This window comes from Rathayibacter sp. AY1E2, from assembly GCF_002932325.1.
Taxonomy (GTDB): domain Bacteria; phylum Actinomycetota; class Actinomycetes; order Actinomycetales; family Microbacteriaceae; genus Rathayibacter.
Genome location: NZ_PSVO01000022.1, coordinates 33,489 through 53,752, shown reverse-complemented (window position 1 = coordinate 53,752; position 20,264 = coordinate 33,489). Strand labels below are relative to the sequence as shown.

Sequence of the window (20,264 nt, the reverse complement as noted above, 5' to 3'; positions counted from 1 at the left end):
GGCTCGGTGCGGGGGCGGGTGGCCCGGGTGTGGGGCGCGAGGAGGCGCCGCGAGTAGTAGGAGATCAGTCGTGCCAGGGCGAGGTCCGGTGCGGCGGTGGCGAGGGACTCCCCCCCCGCGTGCAGCGGAGCGAGCCGAGGCCGAGGGCGACAGCACCTCCCGAGAGCAGCAGCCAGGAGCCGGTCTCCACCCCAGTGGAGGGGAGGCCGCCGGGGCCGGTCGGCGCGGTGATCGGCGCGGCCGTGGCGGTCGGTCCGGCCGTCGGCACGACGGTGGGCTCCGGGGTCGACGTGGGCTCGGGGCTCGCGGTCGGCTCGGGCGTCACGGTCGGCTCAGGAGTCGCCGTCGGCTCGGGAGTCGCGGTCGGCTCCGGTGAGCCGGTCGGCTCCGGCGTCGGCGTGGGCTCCGGGGTCCCCGGCAGCTCGACGGCGGCGCCCTCCGGCGCCACGGCGAGCAGCGCCCGGGCGACGTCGCTGAACGCTCCGACCGGGTGGTTGCGGAACACCGGCGAGGTGCCGAAGAGGAAGCCCTCGGTGCCCGACTCCGTCGAGAACGAGACGGCCGAGGCCTGCCCGGCCGCGTCGATCCGGGACTGCCCGTCGGAGTCGACCCAGTGACCGGCGACGAACGTGCCGTCCTCCGAGTAGCTCTGCTCGACCGCGACCGACTCGTCGAAACCGGCGAACCACAGTGCCGGCGAGACGAACGCGGTGTCCTGCGGGTAGTCGCCGAGGACTCCGCCGGCGGGCGTCTCGACCGAGACGATGCCGTTGGAGCCGCTGGTGCCGGTCTGTGCCGTCAGCTCGGCCAGGCCGAAGTCGGACACGAAGGCCGCTCCTGCGCCGCCGCGGCCGACGACGTCGCCGCCCGCCGCGAGGAACTCCTCGACCACGGTGCGGCCCACGGTCTGCTCCGCGGTGAAGGAGAGGGCGCGTCCCACGTAGAGCACGTCGGCGCCCTCGAGGGTCGCGGTGCCCGCGGTGAGCGCGGCCGCGTCGACGGCGACCGCGTCGGCGAAGCCGAGCTTGGCCAGCGCGTCGCGGTCCTCGTTCGTGCCGGAGTAGGCGACGCGGAGGGCGTCGAGCGCCTTCCCGTCCTCGGCGCGCACGCGGTCGGCGGTGGTCGCCGTGAAGTCGACGCCGAAGACGGCGGCGGCTCCCTCGGCGGCCGCGAGCCCGGCGGCGTCGGCGCGGAGGGCGATCGTGCCGTCCTCGAACTGCTCGAGGGCGACGCCGTCGGCCAGCAGCGCGTTGACGGCCTGGTACTCCAGGACGCCGCGCGGCTCGAAGGCGAGGTAGTCGGCGCCTGCCGGGACGGAGCCGACCGGAGCCACGGCGGTCACCGGCTCCAGGCCGACGGCCGGGAGGGCGTCGGTGGTGGAGCCGATCGCCTGCACGTCGGCGCCCCAGAGGAGCGAGAGGCTCCAGGCCGAGACGTCGTACATCTCGGGCACGCGGCTCGAGATGTCGCTGCCGTCGGCGAGGAGGACGTTGGCGAGGCCGCGGACCGACTGGTGCATGTCGACCAGGTAGGTGCCCGCGGGGTAGGAGACTCCTCCGACGCTCGTGGCGGCCGTGGTCCGCGACACCTCGACGCCGTGGGCGAGCAGCTGCGCGACGAGGGTCTCGGCGTCCGAGACGGAGCGCTGCGTGCCGTCGACGGGGATGCCGTAGGCGCGCGGGTACTCGGTCGTGTAGACGTCGGTCTCGTCCCAGATCTCGGTCCACTCGGTCGGCACGCCCGCGGGCAGGTCGGCCGCGGAGACGTCGGCGGGGATCTCGATGGCGGGGGCGCCGGTGACGCCGCGCTCGAAGATGGCGACCTGGTTGCTCAGGAGCGCGTCGCGGTTGGCCTCGATGTAGTCGACGGAGGCGTCCATGACGATCCCGGCGACCTCGACGTCGATGTCCGCGTTGGCCTGGCCCTGGGCGATCTCCTCCGGAGTGCTGTTGGCCGTGCGGCCGAGCGGAAGCTCCACCGTGTTGGTGATCGCGCCCTGGAAGGCGACGTACTGCGGGGCGAAGATGGGGGGCCAGTCGTCCCAGCCCGCGCGGATGTCGCGGTAGGGGATGAGGATCTTCCCGGTGTTGTCCGTGGTGGCGCTGCCGTCCTCGGCGAGGTAGGTGTTGCCGGGCACGTCGGCCTCGACGACGCGGCGCTCGATCTCGAGCGCGGTCGCGTAGGCGTGCGGGAGGAAGAGGTCGTACTCGTAGTTCTCGCCGTGCGGCGGGCCGCAGGGCTCGACCTGGAGGATCCCGGTGTAGCCGTGGATGTCGATGAAGTACGTGGGCTGGAGCACGCTCGAGAGGTCGCGGATCACGGCCGCCTCGCTGGTGGCTCCGGTGATCATGTCGCGGTTCGGGTCGTAGCCCGCGGCGACGGCGCGCTGGCCGAGGGCGCGGCCGTCGGGGTTGTTGGTGACGGTGAAGTAGAGGCGGTTGCCCTCGAGCAGCGCCTCGGTCTCCGCGTCCTCGGCGGTGGCGACGCCCTCGATGTACTCGAGGATCGCGTCGCTGCCCTCCCACTCGTTGCCGTGGATGTTGCCGTTGAACCAGACCGGCACCTTGTAGCCGTCCATCAGCTCGGCATCGGCGGCCGCGGCGGCGGGCTCGTACTTGAGCCGGTCGCGCCACTCGGCCTGCTGAGCCGTCTCGGCCTCGGTCTCGGGGGCGGTGACGGTGACCAGGTAGATGTCGCGGCCGAGGCCGGACTTCCCGACCACCTGGGTCGAGACCCGGTCGGAGCGGGCGGCGAGCGCGTTCAGCTGCGGCGCGATGGCGTCGTAGGGGGTGACTCCGCGCAGGAGCGAGGCGTCGGTCGGGTCGACGGGCACCTCGGTCAGCGGGGTCTGCTGCGGGTAGCTGGTCGGCACCGCGATCGGAGCGGACGGCGGACGCACGATGTCCACGCGGGTGTAGTCGGCGGGTGCTGCGGTCGTGGCGGTCGCCGGCGGGGCGACCAGGAGACCGCCGGCGGCGAGCGCGAGCGCGGCGCATCCGGAGGCGAGGGCGGTTCGAGATCTCAAGCGGAGTTCTTCCCTTGTCGAGGCGTGACGGAACGGATCGGGCCCCCGTCGGCGTCTGGATCTCCGAATCGGATGTGAACCCTCTCAGGAAGATAGAGGCTCCATGTTTCCGTCACGTGTCGGCCGGGTCACCTCCGCGAGATGCCTCGTCGGAGGCCTCGCGCGGCGAGTCGAGTGCCGGAGCGGCATCCGACGAGAGGAGGAGGGAGGGCCCGGTCAGAGGAAGAGGGAGAGGACGAGCGTGGCGCCGAGCGCGAGGACGGAGGCGAGGGAGACGCCGACGGTCACGGACTTGAGGGCGCCGCGGACCGACTGGCCGAGGAAGCTCTGCAGCAGCCAGAAGGTGTTCGAGGTGACGTGGATGCAGAACAGCGCGCCGGAGCCCGCGGCGAGTGCGATCAGCAGCGGGTCGAGGCCGAGTGTCGCGGCGACCGGCGCGACGACTCCGGCCGCCGTGATCGCCGAGAGGGTGACCGAGCCGACCGCGATGTGCAGCACGGCCGCCATCACCCAGACGAGCAGCAGCGGCGCGGTCGCCGAGGTCGAGAAGTAGCCCTTCAGGATCTCGCCGAGGTCGCCCTGGGCGATCACCGCGGCGAGCGCCCCGCCGACGCCGGTGAGCAGGAAGATCTGCCCGCCGTCCTGGAAGCCTTTGGCGACCGCCTTCTCCATCCGCGCGGTTCCCACGGTGGACCGGCCGACCACTCCGGTGCCGATCACGGCGAGGAGGAGCGCGATGACGGGGTTCCCGAGGAACTGCAGCACCGGCAGCTCGATCCCGGAGACGGTGAGCACCGCCTGCGCGGCGATGAGCAGGAGGGCGAGGAGCATGGGCGCGAAGAGGAGCAGGAGCGGGCGCTCGCGGGCGGGGTGGGCGTCCTGCGCCTCGGCGGGACCCGCCGCGTCCTCGACGGACGAGCCGGACGAGCCGCCCGATGCCGCTCCGACTCCGCTCGAGGACGCCCCGCCGGTCCCCCGCGCTCCGAACGACGGCAGCCGTCCGCCGTCCGCGGCGGGCGACGCCCCCACCGTCGCGAGCCCGGTCGTGTCGTCGCGCACGACCAGCTGCTCGTCGCGCGCCGGGTCCCAGAAGCCGAGGCGGAACGCGAGCGACATCAGCAGGATCGTGACCACGACCGTCGGCGCCACCACCGCGAATCCGCCGAGCATCATCACGCCCAGCGGCACTCCGAGCAGCCCCGCGAGCGCGACCGCGGCGAAGCCGGGCACCATCATCACGATGCCCGTCTCGAGCCCGACGGCGAAGGTCACGGCGACGATGCCGGTGCCCGCGCGCCCCAGCCGCGGCGCGATCCGGCGCGCGAGCGGGGCCGCGATCACGATCAGCGCGTCGACGAAGATCGTCTGCAGGTAGGTGGCGAAGGAGAGGCCCAGCGCATAGGGGATCCCGCGGCGGCCGAAGACACGCAGCAGGCCCTCGACGAGCCGGACGACGGCGCCCATCTCGTTGAGCATCGCGCCGATGAGCACGCCCCAGCCGATCAGGAGGCCAGCCTCCATCATCACCTCGCCGAAGCCGGTGGTCATCGTGGAGACGGTGTCGACGGGGCCGAGCCCGGTGAGCAGGCCGATCGCGGCGGCTCCCACGGCCAGCGCCAGCACCGGGTTGAACCGGAAGCGCACGATCGCGACGACCACCACGACGATCACGAGGGCGACGACGCCCAGGGTGTACCACTCGGGCATGACGTCCTCCTCCGCCCGCGACTGCGCGTGCCGTCACACCCTAGGGGACCGCCGCGCACCCCCTCGCCCCCGCCGGGCACGGGGCCCTAGCGTGGACGCATGGCACTGACGCTCCCCGAGCCCCGACTCCCCTCCCTCCTCGACTCCCCCGTCCTGCGCTGGGGGGTGATCGCGCCCGGCTCGATCGCCGGCTCGTTCGTCGAGGCGCTGCAGAAGCACACCCGGCAGCGCGTGGTCTCGGTGGGCTCCCGCTCGCTGGAGCGCGCGGAGCGGTTCGCGAGCCGGTTCGGGATCGAGCGGGCCTCGGCCGGCTACGAGGCCGTGGTCGAGGATCCGGAGGTCGACGTGGTCTACATCGCCTCCCCGCACTCGGAGCACGCCCGCCAGGCACTGCTCGCCATCGCCGCGGGCAAGCACATCCTGGTCGAGAAGCCGTTCGCGCCGACCCCGGGCGAGGCCGAGATGATCGTGCACGCCGCGCGCGACGCCGGAGTCTTCGCGATGGAGGCGATGTGGATGCGCTACCTGCCGCACATGGACGTCGTACGGCAGCTGCTCGCCGACGGGGCGGTCGGCGCGCCGGCCGTCGTCTCGGCCGACTTCGGCGCCGCCTTCGACTTCGACCCCTCCAGCCGCATCTTCGACCCGGCGCTCGCGGGCGGCGGCCTGCTGGACGTCGGCGTCTACGCCTCCTCCTTCGTCTCGATGGTGGCGGGCACGCCGCAGAGCACCGTCGTCGCCGGCAGCATGACCTCGACGGGCGTCGACGCGACCGCGACGATCGTCGGCAGCCACGCGCACGGGGTGCAGTCGGTGGCCACCTCGACCGTGCTGGCCGACACCCGCCACGCGGCGAGCGTCGCGGGGCGGGCGGGGCGGATCGACGTGCACCCGTCGTTCTGGACGCCGGGCGGCGTGACGCTCACCCGCGGCTCCGAGAGCGGGTCGTGGATCGACGAGACGCCGCTCCAGGGCGGCGAGGGCCTCGCCTGGGAGGCGCTGCACGTCGCGCAGTACGTGACGGAGGGGCGCACCGAGTCGCCGCTGCACCCGCTCGACGAGGTGGTCGCCGTGGTGCGGACCCTCGACGACGCGCGCCGCCGGCTGGGCGTCTCGGTGTAGGGCGGGCGGCGGGAGACCGCCGCCCCGGCCCTCAGCCCGCCGGCAGCTCGACGCGGAAGCTCGTGCGCCCCGGCTCGGACGCGACGAGGACGCGCCCGCCGTGGGCGTCGACGACCGCCGCCACGATCGCCAGGCCCAGCCCCGTCGATCCGGTCGTGCGCGCTCGGGAGGAGTCGCCGCGGGCGAAGCGCTCGAACAGCACCGGCACCAGCTCCGGCGCGATGCCCGGGCCGGAATCGGTGACCGTGACGACCGCGATCGGCCGCCCCTCCGACACCTCCTCGGCGAGCGCCGCCACGACCCGGGTGCCGGGGGGCGTGTGCACGGACGCGTTCCGCAGCAGATTGGCGACCACCTGGTGCAGCCGGAAGCCGTCGCCGCGGATCTCGATCGGCTCCTCGGGGAGCTCGAGGTCCCACTCGTGGTCGGGGCCCGCGGCGTGCGCGTCCGACAGCGCCTCGATCACGAGCAGCGTCAGGTCGACGGACTCCTTCTCGAGGTCGCGGCCCTCGTCGAGGCGGGCGAGCAGGAGGAGGTCCTCGACCAGCGAGGTCATCCGGGTGGCGGCGGACTCGATCCGATCGAGGGAGTAGGCCGCCGACTCCGGCAGCTCGGTCCCGCCGCGCCGGGGCAGCTCCGCGTAGCCGCGGATCGCCGCGAGGGGAGTGCGCAGCTCGTGCGAGGCGTCGGCGACGAACTGCCGCACCTTGTCCTCGCTCGCCTGCCGCGACTCCAGAGCACCGGTGACGTGGTCGAGCATGCGGTTGAAGGCGGCGCCGACGCGGCCGACCTCGGTGCGGGTGTCGGCGTCCTCCTCCGGGACCCGCTCGACCAGCTCGACGGCGCCGCGGTCCAGCGGCAGCTCGGCCACGCGGGTCGCCGTCGCCTCCACCCGCTCCAGGGGCCGGAGGGCCACGCGGATGATCGCGGTGGCGACGAGGGCGACCAGCAGCATCGCCAGCAGCACCACCACGACGACCACCCAGGTGAGGGAGGCGAGCGTCTCGGCGACCTCGCCCAGGGGGACGCCGACGACGACGACGGAGCCCTCGACCGCCGCCGCGCGCACGCGGTAGGTCCCGAGACTCCCGGGCAGCTCGATGGTCGCCTCCTCGCCCCCCGCGGCGACGGCCGCCGCGAGCACCGAGTCGGCCGGGTCCGAGAACTGCCGGCAGACCCCGTCGGCGTCGACGTAGGCGCCGATGAAGGAGCCGTCCGAGCCCTGGACGGCGGTGATGGTGCTGAGGTTCTGGCTCGGGCCGCCGCCGAAGGATCCGCTGGGGCAGGTCGTGGCCTGCTCGATCGCGCTCGACCCGCCGAAGCGGCTCGGCCCGTCGAAGTCCTGGAGGCGCGTGACCGACTGGCTGAGCGACGCGTCCGTGCTGCCGTAGAGGATCGAGCGGGCGGAGAGCACGCTGACCGCTCCCACGACGCCCGCCGTCACCGCGACGAGCGCGACCACGGCGACGACCATCCGCCGCCGCAGAGTCCACGGCGCGCGCCGGCCGCGGCGGGAGCTGCGGAGGGCGGAGCGGGTCGCGAAGTCGCCGAGCGACGGGCGGCCGGTGCGGCTCACTGGTCGGCGGGCTTCAGGAGGTAGCCGGCGCCGCGCACGGTGTGGATCATCGGCGAGCGGCCGGCGTCGATCTTCTTGCGCAGGTACGAGATGTAGATCTCGACCACGCTCGACTTGCCGCCGAAGTCGTACGACCAGACCCGGTCGAGGATCTGGGCCTTGCTGAGCACGCGGCGCGGATTGCGCATCAGGAAGCGCAGCAGCTCGAACTCGGTGGCGGTCAGCTCGATCTCGTCGCCGCCCCGGCGGACCTCGTGGCTGTCCTCGTTCAGCACCAGGTCCCCCACGACGACCTCGGGGTCGTCCGCGTCGTTGGCGAGCAGGGTGCTGCGGCGGATGAGGCCGCGCATCCGGGCGACCAGCTCCTCGAGGGAGAAGGGCTTGGTGACGTAGTCGTCGCCGCCGGCGGTGAGCCCGGCGATCCGGTCGTCGAGCGCGTCCTTCGCGGTGAGGAAGAGGACCGGGGTCTCGCTGCCGTCCGCGCGGACCCGCTGCAGGACCTGGAGGCCGTCGATGTCGGGGAGCATCACGTCGAGCACGATCACGTCGGGCCGGAACTCGCGGGTGATCGTGATCGCGGCGCGGCCCTCGGCGGCGGTGCGCACCTCCCAGCCCTCGTAGCGCAGAGCCATCTGGAGCAGGTCGGTGAGGGTGCTCTCGTCGTCGACGACGAGGACGCGGATCGGCGTCCCGTCGGCCCGCTTCAGGCGGGTGCGCTGCGCGGGGGCGAGGTGCTTCGAGGGGGCCGGGGTGCTCATGACTCCAGTATCGGGAGTTCCCTATGGATCGGCTATGACCGGCCGATGCCGTCGCTGTGCGCTTCCGATGCGTCCTCCGCGGGATCGGCGTCGAGCTCCTCCGGAGCGATCGCCGCGGTGCGCGCATAGCCGCGGACCCGCCGGTCGATGAAGGTCGCCACCCAGAGCAGGACGCCGATCACGAGCAGCACCCCCGCGATGCCGTACTGGGCGGTGTCGCGTCCCGAGGTGATCGGCAGCACCAGGTAGACGCAGGCGATCGTGCCCAGCACCGGCAGCACGGTGGGGGTCCGGAAGTGACGGTGCTCGACCGGCTGCCGCCGCAGCACCAGCACGGAGACGTTGACGACGGCGAAGACCGCCAGCAGGAGGAGCGACGTGGTCCCGCCCAGGAGCACCGCGATGGGGTCGGAGGGGTCGCGCGACACGTAGGCGGTGAGGAGCAGGGCGATCACCGTCGTGAAGAGGATCGCCGCCCACGGCGTGCGCCGTCCGCGCAGCACGTTCTGCAGGAACGGCGGCAGCACGCCCTGGCGGCTCATCCCGTAGAGCAGGCGGCTGGCCATCATCATGTTGATCAGCGCGCTGTTGGCCACGGCGAAGAGCGAGATGAAGGGCAGGAGCGTCGAGATCGGGAAGTCGGGCGCCGCGGCCTCGACGACCGTGACGAGCGGAGTGTCGTTGCCGGCCAGCTCCCCCACGGGGACGATCGCGACGGCGAGCGTGGACACGAGCACGTAGACCACGGCGGTGATGCCGAGACCCGTGAGCATCACGCGCGGGAAGATGCGGCTGGGCTCCTTCGTCTCCTCCGCCATGTTCACCGAGTCCTCGAAGCCGACCATCGCGAAGAACGCCAGCGAGGTCGCGGTGCTCACCGCGAGCAGCAGCGACTTGTCCTCCGGCGCCTCGAACGCGACCACCCGCGAGAAGTCGGCCTGCCCGCCGAACACCGCGAAGAAGCAGACGAAGATCACCAGCAGCAGGCCCGAGAGCTCGATCAGGGTGAGCACCACGTTCAGCCCGACGCTCTCGGCGACACCGCGCAGGTTCACCAGGGCGATGCAGACCATGAACACCAGCGCGATACTCAGCCGCGTCCCCGCGCCGTCCCCGAGCCCGAAGCCGATCGCGAAGTTGCTCGCGAAGGCGCCCGAGGCGGCGGAGGCCGAGGTGATCCCGCTCGCCATCACGGTGAAGCAGACGAGGAACGTGACGAAGTGGATCCCGAACGCCTTGTGCGCGTAGAGCGCGGCGCCCGCCGCCTGCGGGTACTTCGTCACCAGCTCCAGGTAGGAGCAGGCGGTGAGCGTGGCGACGACGAACGCGATCACGAAGGGGAGCCACGCGGCCCCGCCCACCTCGGCCGCGACCTGCCCGGTGAGGGCGTAGATCCCGGTCCCGAGGATGTCGCCGACCACGAACAGCAGCAGCAGCTTGGGGCCGAGCACCCGCTTGAGCTCGGGCGGGGCGGACGTCTCTCTCGTGGCGGTCATCGTCGGCCCCTCCATTTGCGGATGAGCGCGAGCCTACGACCGCGGGCACCGCCCCGGGAAGAGCGGGCGCCCGGAGAGCAGGAGCCGACGACACCCACCACTCTGCCGTCGCGCCGTGCGCAGCGCAGCCTCCACCTCGCCGGCGGGAGGCTGCGCGAGGCCGGCTGACCGGATGCTGCCACGGCCGGAGCCTGCCCGGACGTCCCGTGGGCCCCCGACCCTCCGCCCCGCGCGGAGCCGAGGGTCCGCCGCATGTCCGGATGCTGCCGTGCCCGGATGCTGATCTGGTGCCGCCGACGGGCCTTCGCGAGGCTCGGAGGACCACGACGAGAGGACGCACCATGACCGCCACTGCACCCGCCGCCACCCCGCACCTCGGCCCCGTCGCCGCCGGAGGCGCCCTCGCCTGGGCCGCGCTGGCCGCGCTGCTCCTGCTCGGGGAGCCGCACCCCGCGGCTGTCCTCGTGCTCGTGCTCGCGGCCGCCGCCGCGACCTCGCTGAGCGTCGTCGCCGTCGCCCGCCGGCAGCCCCCCGCCCGCCGCACCGGCGTCGTGATCGGTCTCCTCGCCCCCCTCCTCGCGAACGCCGGTCTCACTCCGCTCGCCGCGCTGGTCGGCCCGGCCGTGTTCGGAGCGGTGGCGCTGGTCCTCGCCGGTGAGCTCGCCGTCGTCGCGGTTCTCGCGCGGCGGCGCTGAGTGCGCGCCTCCTACACTCGGGAGGGTCGGGAGAACGGGGGGCCGCCGGTGCTGAGCGAGAACGCGATCGCGCTGTACCTGCACGCGTCCGTGCGCGGAGACTGGTCGCTCGAGAGCGCGTCGGACGAGCTCGGCGTCACCGTCGACGGCCTCCGCGAGGCGCGCGACGAGCTGATCGGGCTCCGGCTGCTCGCTCCGCTGCACGCGGGGGCGGAAACGCTTGCCACGGCCGCACCGGACATCGCCCTGGCCGAGCTGATCGCCGAGGACGAGCGGCGCCTCCTCGAGCTGCAGACCGGGATCACCCGCCGCCGCAGCGAGCTGATGGCCCTCGTCCCCGCCTACCGGAGCGCCCGCAGCGCCCTCGCCGCCGCGGAGCAGGTGGAGGTGATCGAGGACCCGGCGACCGTCCTCCGGCTGCTCCTCGACCTGCAGCGCGGAGCCTCGGAGGAGGTGCTGATCGCCGCTCCCGGCACCAGCAGCGTGGAGCGGCACGAGGCGAGCGACGCCGTCGACCGCGAGCTGCTCGGGCGCGGCATCGCGAGGCGGACGCTGTACCACGACCGCCGCCGCGACAACGCGGCCCTCCGGCGCTCGGTCGCGGAGCTCGAGCCGCTGGGCGCGCGGTTCCGGACCCTCCCGACGCTGCCCTTCCGGCTGGTGGTCTTCGACCGCTCCCTCGCGATCGTCGCCCGCTCCCGCGACGAGGACGACCGCGCCGCCCTGATCGTCCGCTCCCCCGAGCTCGCGGCGACCCTGGCGCGCGTGTTCGACGCGGCGTGGGAGTTCGCAGCGCCCCTGCACGCGGCAGGTGCCGAGGAGGAGCCCTCCCTCTCCGCGGTGCAGCGGTCGATCCTGCAGGGCCTCGCCGCCGGGCTCACCGACGAGGCGCTCGCGGCACGGCTGGACCTCAGCGTGCGCACCTGCCGTCGGCACGTCGCCGGTCTCTTCGATCTGCTCGGCGCCGAGAGCCGCTTCCAGGCGGGCGTGCTCGCGGCCCGGCGGGGCTGGCTGCCGGTCCGACCGCGCTGACTCAGGCCGTCGGCGAGCTCAGCGCCGCGGAGCCGGGCGCCGTCCGTCGAGGGCCCGCTCAGCCCGCGTGCGCTCCGAGGAACGCGAGCGCCCGCGGCCAGGCGTCGGTCGCCGCCTCGGCCTGGTAGGTCTGCTCGTTCGCGTCGTTGAAGAAGGCGTGGCCCGCTCCTGGGTAGACGACGACCTCGACGTCCTTGCCCTCGGTCGCCTCGCGGATGCGCGGCACCTGCTCGACGAGGGGAGCGTCCTGATCGCCCAGGAACGCCAGCACCGGCACCTGCAGCGCGCCGAGCTCCTCGGCGGACGCGGTGACGTGCCCGTAGAACGGCACGGCCGCCGCCAGCCGCGGCTCGGCCAGCGCGAGCGCCCACGAGAAGGTGCCGCCGTAGCAGAACCCGGTGACGGAGACGCTGGTCGCGCCCTCCTGGCGCAGGAGCCGCTCGACGAGGGCGCGGAGAATCGCGACGGTGCGCGTCGCGTGCTCCGGAGTGAAGACGGGGGCGAAGAAGGTGCGCAGCTCGACCTGGCGCGGCAGGCGCCGCACCGGGTGGTCGTAGTCGGCGCGCTGCTCCTCGTCGAGCTGCTCGAGCAGGCCGCTGTCGGCCAGGAGCTCGGGGGCGACGACGCTGTAGCCCTCGGCCGCGTAGCGGTCGGCGACCGAGCGGATGTGCCCGTCGACCCCCCAGACCTCGTGGATCAGGATCAGCGCGCGGCCGCCCTCACCGCTGCGGTACACCGGTACGTCGTGCTCGGCCAGGGTCCAGGTCTCATCGCTCGTGGGCATGCTCGAACCCTAGCCCCGGACCCCGGGAGCACGCGTCGTCAGAAGTCGTACTCGCAGTTGCGGAGGTTCGCCACGTCCTCGGTGAGCGTCGGCTCCCCGCCGAGCAGGAACGCGTAGTTCTTCGAGTTGGAGGCCAGGAAGCGCAGCGTCGAGTCGTGCACGCAGTCGCGCTCGGTCAGCAGCACGGACGAGCCCAGGGCCGCCGCCGTCGTCGCTCCCGAGAGGGCGTCGGCGAAGGAGGACCCCGCGGCGAGGAAGACGCTGTCCTGCAGCAGCGACTGGGGGTAGGCGCTGTTCAGCTCGACGCTGGTCTCGTAGCGGTCGCGGCCGGCGATCCTCGAGACCGAGGGGGCGAGGCCGCGACGCGCGAAGTCCGCCACGTACTTGTCCCGGATCGAGGGGTCGCCCCCGAGGAACTCCACGTGCTCCGGCGCCAGGGCGCGCACCGCGGTCGCGGTCGCGGAGTCGGCGCCCGAGGTCGCACCGTCGACCAGCAGCACGGGCTGCGCACGCCAGCCGGCGATCGGCGCGGCCGACAGGGCGTCAGGGAAGTTCGTGCCGGTCGCGACGAACATGTTCGAGTAGGGGCCGGTGCCGAAGGCGTCCGCGACGATCCGGCGGGAGGTGTCGTAGCGGTCCGTCCCGCCGATCCGCTCGGTGCCGCCGACGATCGAGCGGATCTCGGACAGGACCCCGGGGCTCACGCTCAGCTCGCTGCCGACGACCACGACCCGCTCCGGGCGGAGGCGGCGGATCTCGTCGGAGACGACCCGAGGCAGGCGGTCGGGATCGGTGAGCAGGAGCGCGCCTCCGAGGGCGGCGGCGGCCGGGCCGGCGCTCAGCGCATCCGGCCAGTTCGCCCCGCTGGCCACGTAGAGCACCGGGATGCCCGGGGAGAAGTAGCCCGTCGCCTCCACCGAGGTCGCGTAGCGGTCCGATCCGGCGAGGCGGCCGGTGTACTGCTGGTAGTCGCTGCTCAGCGAGAGGTCGATCCCGGCGGCCGATCCGCCCACCGGGACGCGCACGTCGCCAGCGTCGCCCGAGCGGAGGACGTGGTCCCAGTAGCTGTCGTCGATCACGTCGTCGCGGCTCGACGCCCGGACGAGGTAGTCGCCGGGGACGACCTGCTGGAACGAGTACGGGTTGTCGCCGCCCGTGATCAGGTCGAGCTCGCCGGTGCGGAAGTAGCCGTCGGTTCCCGGGTCGCGGTACCAGATGTCGACGCGCTGGTCGCCCGCGACGCCGCTCAGGCGTCCCTCGAGCGAGCCCAGCCGTGCGGTGCGCAGCTGCACGCCGGCCGCAGGGGCCTGGAGCGGCTCTGCGCTGCGGGCGACGGCGCTGCCGCCGGACCAGAGGTCGGCGTACAGGTCGGCGTCGTCCTTGATCAGCAGGTAGTAGGTCTGCCCGGCGGTGAGCCCGTCGATGCTGAAGGTGAGGTCGCCGGCGACGGAGTGGTTCCCGAGGAGCCCCGCCTCGCTCGACCAGACCTCGACGTTCAGGAGGGCGCCGCGGGGAGTGGTGGTCGCGATCGAGCCGTCGGCCTCCTCGACCACGACACGGCCGCTGATCGACGCCGCAGCGCTCGCACGGGCGGCGCTCGGCGCCTCGTCCGGCACGGCGGGCAGGGGGGACTCGGCGCTGGGCTGCCAGAGCGGCTGCCCCTCGGGGAGCACGATCGAGCGGGGCGCGTCGGAGGCGGCGCCGAATGCGGCGACGGGGGCGGCCGACGGCGCGGCCGCCGATGCGGCGGAGGCGAGCGGGCTGGAGGTGATCGCCAGGGCGGCGACGAGGACCGCGGAGGCGGCGGACCTCAGAACGAGCGGGGACACGGCGGAGTGCCTGCTTCCAGGAGGAGGTCGCCCTGCGGCCGACCCGGCGGAGGGGATCGCGCTCATGCTAGCGGCGGCCCGCGCCCCGTCGTCCTCCCCGATCAGGGGTCAGGAGACAGGCGGCGCGACGAGGATGTCGTCCCACTCCAGAGCGCGCTCGAACCGGAAGCCGTGCCGCTCGTAGAGGCGGCGGGCGTCGCTGCGCTTCAGCACGTCGAGCCGGAAGGGCAGACCCGGCCGCGCCTCCTCCGCCATCACCCGGCGCAGGACGGCGCCGCCGACTCCGCGTCCCTGTGCGTGCGGCGCCAGGTAGAAGTGCTCGATCCAGACCGCGTCCGGCTCGACCCGCGCGGCGATGCTCCCGGCGAAGGCGCCGTCGAGCTCGATCACCCGGGTGAGCTCGGGCCGGTAGCCGTCGAGGAAGCGGTGCCGCACGCGGTGCTCGTCGTAGCGGTCGAGCGTCTCGAGCGACGGGCGCATGACGACCGCGCGCAGCTCGGCGATCGCTGCGGCGTCCTCCGCGGTGGCGGGGCGGAGCGACCAGCCGGCGTCGTCGGCCACGGTCAGCGGCCGCGGGGCTTGCGGGTGCGCCGCACCGCCGGCGCGGACGCCTTGGCGCGGGCCGGCTTCTTCTTGCCGCCGCCGGCCCTCTCCGCCTTCTCGCGCGCCTCCCGCGCCTTCGCCTTGGCGGCCTTCGCCCGCGACTCGACCTTCGGCGTCGCGGCGGTGCCGCGCGTGGTGTTCGCGCTGCGGCCGCGGACGACTCCGATGAAGTCCTCGACGTCGTCGCCCTTGTCGTCCGTCACCCAGGCGAGGCGGACGGAGGAGGGAGCGACGCCGGTCACCGGCACCGCGGTGACGTCCTTGCGGCTGTGCACGCGCGCCACCGACTGCGGCACGATCAGCACGCCCACGCCGGCCGCGACCTGCTCGACCGCGTCGTCGAGACCGGCCATGCGCGGCAGCGGGCGCCGCGAGCCGTCCGCGAGCTCCTCGGCGACCGCGGCCCACTCGGGCACGTCCTCCGGGTCCTGGAGGAGGTGCTCGCCGGCCAGCTCGGCGACGTCGAGCTCCTCCGCGGCGGCCAGGGCGTGCTCGCGGCCGAGGACGGCGACGGGCTGCTCGTCGTAGAGGTGGATGGAGCTGAGGGCGGAGGAGGAGACGTCGCCGCGGACGAACGACAGCTGCGCGCGGCCGTCGAGCAGCGCCTGCTCCTGATCGCGCTCGGCGACGACGGTGATGCGCAGCGGGAGATCGGAGCGGCGCTGGCCCCAGACGCGGGTCCACTTGGTGGGGGTGACGCCGGGCACGAGGGCGACGGCGAGCACGGGGCCGGCGGGGACGGCGTCCTCGGCGTCGGAGTCGGCGTCGTCGGAGTCGGCGGCGTCGTCGACATCGCTGTCCCCGGCGTCGCTGTCCTCGGCGTCGAGGTCGGCGGAGTCGAGGTGGTCGGAGTCGAGGTCGTCGGAGTCGCCGTCCTCGGAGTCGCCGTCGGCGTCGTCCGACTCGGTTCCGGCTCCGGCGCCGACCGCACCCGATCCGGCCGACGCGTCGTCCGCCGCCGCGTCCGCCCCGCCCTCCGGACGCCCCTCCGCCTCGGGAGCGGCCTGCGGGTCGACGGTCTCGGGCTGCTCGCTCATCCCCTCAGGGTAGGTGGTCCGCGCCGCGCCGGTAGGGTTGCCGCATGGCCAAGGCGACACAGACGATGAAGGCTGCGACCGCGGCGAAGAAGCTGCAGGTCTACCTGCCCGCGACCCCGGAGGAGTTCCAGGAGTCGGCGATCACGCGCGAGCAGTACGACGAGCTCGCCGCGAACCCGCCCGCCTGGCTCGTGCAGCTGCGCGAGGAGGGGCCGCACCCCCGCTCCGTCATCGCCTCCCGGCTGAACGTCTCCATCTCGGGGCTCGCCCGCGGCGGCGTCACCGAGGCGCTGACCACTCCCGAGATCCAGGCCCTGCTCGACGAGGTCCCCGAGTGGCTGCGCGTCGAGCAGAACCGCTACGCGGAGGTCCGCCGCGAGCAGGCCCGCATCAAGTCCGAGCGCGCCGCCAAGGCCGCCGACTGACCCCACCCCCGCCTGCAGGACCCCGATCCGGCGCGGGCGACGTGGCCTGCGGACCGGAGCGGGATCCCGCCGAGGGGAGCCGCGCGGCTACTGGTTCGAGAACGCGGCGTCGAACGACGCGGTCGGGGTCCTCCAGAGCAGCGAGCGGATGAAGCCGACGGCCTCCTTCGCGCCGTGGAGGCGGTCCATCCCGGCGTCCTCCCACTCGATGGAGATCGGGCCGGAGTAGCCGATCGACTCCAGCGCCCGGAACGCGTCCTCCCACGGGACGTCGCCGTGCCCCGTCGAGACGAAGTCCCAGCCGCGGCGCGGGTCGCCCCAGGGCAGGTGCGAGCCGAGCACGCCGGCGCGGCCGTTCTTCGGGCGCAGGCGGGTGTCCTTGCAGTCGACGTGGTAGATCCGGTCCTTGAAGTCGACGATGAAGCCGACCGGGTCGATGTCCTGCCACATCATGTGCGACGGGTCCCAGTTGAAGCCGAAGGCCGGGCGGTGCCCGATCGCCTCGAGGGTGCGCACGCTCGACCAGTAGTCGTAGGCGATCTCGGACGGGTGCACCTCGTGCGCGTAGACCACGCCGTTCGCGTCGAACTCGTCGAGGATCGGGTTCCAGCGGGTCGCGAAGTCCTCGTACCCTTCGTCGATCACGGAGGCCGGCACCGGCGGGAACTGCGCCACGTAGGGCCAGATCTTCGAGCCGGTGAAGCCGACGACCACGTCCACGCCGAGCTTGCGGGCGACCCGCGCCGAGCGCTTCATGTCCTCGGCGGCGCGCTGACGCACCCCCTCCGCGTCGCCGTCGCCCCAGGTGTAGTCGCGCACGAGTGCCCTGTGGCGGAAGTCGATCGGGTCGTCGCAGACGGCCTGGCCGGTGAGGTGGTTCGAGATGGCGAAGACCTCGAGGCCGTAGCGGTCGAGGATCTCCAGGCGCGAGGCTGCGTAGGCGTCGTCCTCGTCCGCGCGCTTGAGGTCGAGGTGGTCGCCCGAGGCCGCGATCTCGAGTCCGTCGTAGCCCCACTCGGCGGCGAGTCGGGCGACCTCCTCGAAGGGCAGATCGGCCCACTGGCCGGTGAACAGCGTCACGGGGTGGGTGGCGGGGTAGGTCTTCTCGTCGCTCATGCGGCGATCTCCGTCCGGTCGTCGGCGGCGGGCACGGTCACCCAGGCGCCTGTCTCGGCCGCGTCGAGCACGGCCTCGGTGATGCGCGCCGCGCGGAGGCCGTCGGCGAAGGTCGGCAGACCCTCCACGGCGGCGCCCGCCACGGCGGCGTAGGTGTCGCGGGCGAACGCCGTGAAGGCGTCCTGGTAGCCCATCGGATGACCACTCGGCACGATCGAGAGCCGGGCCGCATCGGGCGCGAGGATCGAGGCGTCGCGCGGCACCAGCAGGGCGCTGTCGCGCCGGCCGACCCACAGCGTCTCGGGGAGCTCCTGCTCGAAGCGCAGCGACTCCTCCAGCCCGGACACCTCGAGCACCAGCTCGTTGCGGTGGCCCGCGGTGACCTGCGAGACGAGGAGCGTGCCGACGGCGCCGCCCTCGAGCCGGACGATCAGGCCGGCCACGTCCTCGGTGCTCACCGGGCGGCCGCCGCGCTCGGCGTGGACGGTGCTCGTGATCGCGGCGAGCGAGTCGATCCGGTCGCCGGTGACGAACTCCAGCAGGTCGACCAGGTGCGAGCCGATGTCGCCGAAGGCGCGCGAGCGGCCGCCGGCGGCCGGGTCGACGCGCCAGTTGTCGTCGGAGGCGCCCAGCAGCCAGTCCTGGAGGTAGCTCCCGCGGACCGTGACCAGGCGGCCGGTCTCGCCGGAGGCGACGCGGGCACGGGCCTCGCGCACCATCGGGTGGAAGCGGTAGGCGAACGGGACGGTCGCCACCACGCCGGCGGAGGACGCGGCCGCAGCGAGCGACTCCGCCTCCCGCAGCGTCGCGGCGAGCGGCTTCTCGCACACCACGTGCTTGCCCGCCTCGATCGCCGCGAGCGCGAGTGCGGCGTGCGTGGCGTTCGGGGTGCAGACGTGCACGAGGTCGATGCTCTCGTCCTCGATCAGGGCCCGGGCGTCCGGGTAGGCGCGCTCGACGCCGAGCTCGGCCGCCGCCCGCTCGCCCTTCTCCGGGGTGGAGGAGGCGACTCCGGCGAGCACCGCTCCGGCGCTGCGGGCCGCGCGGCTGTGCACGGCCGCCATGAAGCCGCCGCCGAGCACGCCGACGCGCAGGGGCGCGGGCATCAGGAGAGGGTCGCTTCGGTCGGGTCCCAGCTCTCGGGCAGTGCGGGGCGGGGCGTCACGGAGCTGGTGACGAGGACCTTCTCGCCGGTCTCGGCGGCCTCGAGCAGCGAGAGCATCACGTCGGTGACGTGATACGCGAGGTCTCCGGAGGCGGCCTCGGGGCGGTCGGCCCGGATCGCGCGGGCGAGCTCGAGCACGCCGGTGCCGCGGGAGGCGGTCGAGCCGGTCGCCGCGATGACCTCAGGCTCGGCGGACCCGCGGCGGTGCAGGGTGATCTCTCCGTCGTGCTGGTTCGGGTCGGGGAGGACGAGGGTGCCCTCGGAGCCGTTGATCTCGACGAAGCCGGTGCGCGGCAGGCTCGACTCGAAGCTCCACACGCCCTGGGCCGAGGCCCCGGACTCGAAGCGGAGCAGCCCGCCGATGTGCGTCGGGATGGTCACCGGGAACTCGGTGCCCTCCTTCGGGCCGGAGCCCACCACGCGGGTGGCGCGGGCCTGGGACGAGACGGCGGTGACGCTCTCGACGGGGCCGAGGTTCTGCACGAGCGTGGTGATGTAGTACGGGCCCATGTCCAGCAGCGGTCCGCCGCCCTCGGCGAAGAAGAACTCCGGGTTCGGGTGCCACGACTCGGGGCCGGGGCCCTGGAAGAGGGTGAGGGCGGAGAGCGGCGTGCCGATGGCTCCGCTCTCGATCACGCGCTGCGCCGTCTGGAGGCCCGCGCCCAGGAAGGTGTCGGGAGCGGTCGCGACGCGCAGCCCCTTGTCCTTCGCCAGCGCGAGCAGCTCGATCCCGCTGTCGCGGTCGAGCGAGAAGGGCTTCTCGGTCCACACGTGCTTGCCCGCCTCGACCGCGCGGCGCGCGACCTCGACGTGCGCGGCCGGGATCGTGAGGTTCACGACGATCTCGACGCCCTCGTGCGCGAGGAGCTCCTCGACGGTGCCGGAGGCGGGGACGCCGAAGGCCTCGGCCTGGGTCCTCGCCCGCTCGAGGTCGATGTCGGCGACGAAGAGCACCTCGAGGTCGGGGAAGACGGTGAGGTTGGTCAGGTACTGGGTGCTGATGTTGCCGGCGCCGATGACGCCGACGCCCACGCGGCCGGTGCCGCTCATGCGCCGAGCCCCGAGACGTAGCGGTGGGCCGACTCCAGGCCCTCGAAGATGTCGCCGGCGTAGGCGTCGAACTCCAGCACGGGCAGGGCCTGAGGAGCGGCGGCGAGGATCGCCGGGACGTCCATCGCGCCCTCGCCCGCGGGCAGCTGCTCCTGGGTGTCGGCCGAGATCGGGCCGTCCTTCACGTGCAGGAAGCGCACCTGGTCGCCGAGGCGTCCGAGCACCTCGACCGGGTCGTCGCCGCCGACGGCCGCCCAGTAGGTGTCGAGCTCGAGGACCATGCGCGGGTCGAGCAGGCCCGCGAGGTGCTCGAAGGCGCTGCGGCCGTCGACGCGGTTCTCGAACTCGAAGGCGTGGTTGTGGTAGCCGAGCACCAGGCCGCGGGCGGCGGCGGAGTCGACCAGCGCGTTCAGCTCGTCGGCGATGCGGGCGACGTCGTCCGCGGTGGTCCAGCGGGTCGGGTCGACGAAGGGGTCGATCACGGTCTCGACGCCGAGCGAGGCGGCCGTGTCGAGGATCTCGTCGACGGTGGCGTCGCCCTGCGGGCCGAGGAGGCGCGCGTGGGCGCTGGGAGCGCGCAGTCCGCTGGCCGGGAGCGCCGCGCGGTAGGCGTCGGCCAGGTCGACGAACCCGAAGAGCTCGACCGTGGTGAAGCCGATCGCCGCGAGGCGGTCGAGGGTGGCGGGCAGATCGGCCGCGAGCGGCTCGCGCACCGAGTACAGCTGGACAGAGAGGTCTGGGGGTGTGGCCACCGGTGGGGCTCCTGATCGCATCGGAAGGTGTGCCTCGAACCCTACGCGGACTTTTGCTCACGGACAAGCAAAACTAGCCCTGCGCGCCCGCC

The 20,264-nt window shown here is 73.7% G+C and carries 17 protein-coding genes; 4 read left to right on the top strand and 13 right to left on the bottom strand.

The window, feature by feature from the left end; all coding sequences use genetic code 11:
* Nucleotides 1-64 precede the first annotated feature (64 nt).
* Both C5C49_RS14045 and C5C49_RS14040 read right to left on the bottom strand, forming a co-directional pair.
* Nucleotides 65-3,025, bottom strand: coding sequence for a M14 family zinc carboxypeptidase (locus C5C49_RS14045; protein WP_104346371.1), 2,961 nt, complete (start codon nt 3,023-3,025; stop codon nt 65-67).
* A 216-nt stretch (nt 3,026-3,241) separates the two neighbouring features.
* The gene (locus tag C5C49_RS14040; RefSeq protein WP_104346370.1) at nt 3,242-4,732 is read right to left on the bottom strand and encodes a GntP family permease; all 1,491 of its coding nucleotides are present in this window, start codon (nt 4,730-4,732) and stop codon (nt 3,242-3,244) included.
* Nucleotides 4,733-4,831: 99 nt separating this feature from the next.
* Between C5C49_RS14040 and C5C49_RS14035 the strand changes: the two genes are divergently transcribed.
* Nucleotides 4,832-5,854 carry a Gfo/Idh/MocA family protein gene (locus tag C5C49_RS14035; RefSeq protein WP_104223651.1) on the top strand — a complete coding sequence of 341 codons (1,023 nt, stop codon included), beginning with the start codon at nt 4,832-4,834 and terminating at the stop codon, nt 5,852-5,854.
* 31 nt (nt 5,855-5,885) lie between these two features.
* Here the strand turns inward: C5C49_RS14035 and C5C49_RS14030 are convergent, their stop codons facing one another.
* Genes C5C49_RS14030 through C5C49_RS14020 form a run of 3 tightly spaced genes read right to left on the bottom strand, consistent with a single transcriptional unit; the run spans nt 5,886 to nt 9,684 of the window.
* Entirely contained in the window at nt 5,886-7,430 is a 1,545-nt protein-coding gene (locus C5C49_RS14030; RefSeq protein ID WP_219814596.1) for a cell wall metabolism sensor histidine kinase WalK, read from the bottom strand.
* Nucleotides 7,427-8,188: a response regulator transcription factor gene (locus tag C5C49_RS14025; protein ID WP_104223650.1), complete on the bottom strand. Its 762-nt coding sequence runs from the start codon at nt 8,186-8,188 to the stop codon at nt 7,427-7,429. Before C5C49_RS14025 ends, C5C49_RS14030 begins: the two co-directional genes overlap by 4 nt.
* 32 nt (nt 8,189-8,220) lie before the next feature.
* A complete protein-coding gene (locus tag C5C49_RS14020; protein ID WP_104346369.1) occupies nt 8,221-9,684 on the bottom strand; it encodes an APC family permease in 1,464 nt (487 codons plus the stop codon).
* A gap of 341 nt (nt 9,685-10,025) precedes the next feature.
* Here C5C49_RS14020 and C5C49_RS14015 point away from each other — a divergent pair, with 341 nt between their 5' ends.
* Together C5C49_RS14015 and C5C49_RS14010 are read left to right on the top strand one after the other, a co-directional pair.
* On the top strand, nt 10,026-10,379 hold the full coding sequence (locus C5C49_RS14015; protein WP_104247765.1) for a hypothetical protein: 354 nt from the start codon (nt 10,026-10,028) through the stop codon (nt 10,377-10,379).
* A 48-nt stretch (nt 10,380-10,427) separates the two neighbouring features.
* Nucleotides 10,428-11,411 carry a LuxR C-terminal-related transcriptional regulator gene (locus C5C49_RS14010; RefSeq protein WP_104346368.1) on the top strand — a complete coding sequence of 328 codons (984 nt, stop codon included), beginning with the start codon at nt 10,428-10,430 and terminating at the stop codon, nt 11,409-11,411.
* Nucleotides 11,412-11,469: 58 nt separating this feature from the next.
* Here C5C49_RS14010 and C5C49_RS14005 read toward each other — a convergent pair whose 3' ends face one another.
* The 4 genes from C5C49_RS14005 to C5C49_RS13990 all read right to left on the bottom strand — a co-directional run bounded on the left by C5C49_RS14005 (nt 11,470) and on the right by C5C49_RS13990 (nt 15,664).
* A complete protein-coding gene (locus C5C49_RS14005; RefSeq protein WP_104223644.1) occupies nt 11,470-12,195 on the bottom strand; it encodes a dienelactone hydrolase family protein in 726 nt (241 codons plus the stop codon).
* 38 nt (nt 12,196-12,233) lie between these two features.
* Nucleotides 12,234-14,024: a cell wall-binding repeat-containing protein gene (locus tag C5C49_RS14000; RefSeq protein WP_104346367.1), complete on the bottom strand. Its 1,791-nt coding sequence runs from the start codon at nt 14,022-14,024 to the stop codon at nt 12,234-12,236.
* A gap of 108 nt (nt 14,025-14,132) precedes the next feature.
* On the bottom strand, nt 14,133-14,585 hold the full coding sequence (locus C5C49_RS13995) for a GNAT family N-acetyltransferase (protein WP_258061255.1): 453 nt from the start codon (nt 14,583-14,585) through the stop codon (nt 14,133-14,135).
* Between the two features lie 2 nt (nt 14,586-14,587).
* A complete protein-coding gene (locus C5C49_RS13990; protein WP_104346366.1) occupies nt 14,588-15,664 on the bottom strand; it encodes a LysR substrate-binding domain-containing protein in 1,077 nt (358 codons plus the stop codon).
* A gap of 44 nt (nt 15,665-15,708) precedes the next feature.
* Here C5C49_RS13990 and C5C49_RS13985 point away from each other — a divergent pair, with 44 nt between their 5' ends.
* Nucleotides 15,709-16,089, top strand: a complete 381-nt coding sequence (locus C5C49_RS13985; protein WP_104223641.1) for a DUF5997 family protein — start codon at nt 15,709-15,711, stop codon at nt 16,087-16,089.
* 87 nt (nt 16,090-16,176) lie between these two features.
* Here the strand turns inward: C5C49_RS13985 and C5C49_RS13980 are convergent, their stop codons facing one another.
* From C5C49_RS13980 to C5C49_RS13965, 4 genes are read right to left on the bottom strand one after another with little or no spacing between them, the layout of a single operon-like run.
* Complete coding sequence (locus tag C5C49_RS13980; RefSeq protein WP_181135784.1) at nt 16,177-17,205, bottom strand: sugar phosphate isomerase/epimerase; 1,029 nt, start codon at nt 17,203-17,205, stop codon at nt 16,177-16,179.
* Nucleotides 17,202-18,311, bottom strand: a complete 1,110-nt coding sequence (locus C5C49_RS13975; protein WP_104346365.1) for a Gfo/Idh/MocA family protein — start codon at nt 18,309-18,311, stop codon at nt 17,202-17,204. The genes C5C49_RS13980 and C5C49_RS13975 overlap by 4 nt, the downstream gene beginning before the upstream one ends.
* Nucleotides 18,311-19,420 (bottom strand): Gfo/Idh/MocA family protein, encoded by a 1,110-nt coding sequence (locus C5C49_RS13970; RefSeq protein WP_104274300.1) that lies wholly within the window; start codon nt 19,418-19,420, stop codon nt 18,311-18,313. Before C5C49_RS13970 ends, C5C49_RS13975 begins: the two co-directional genes overlap by 1 nt.
* Nucleotides 19,417-20,172, bottom strand: coding sequence for a sugar phosphate isomerase/epimerase (locus tag C5C49_RS13965; RefSeq protein WP_258059739.1), 756 nt, complete (start codon nt 20,170-20,172; stop codon nt 19,417-19,419). The genes C5C49_RS13970 and C5C49_RS13965 overlap by 4 nt, the downstream gene beginning before the upstream one ends.
* Nucleotides 20,173-20,264 lie beyond the last annotated feature (92 nt).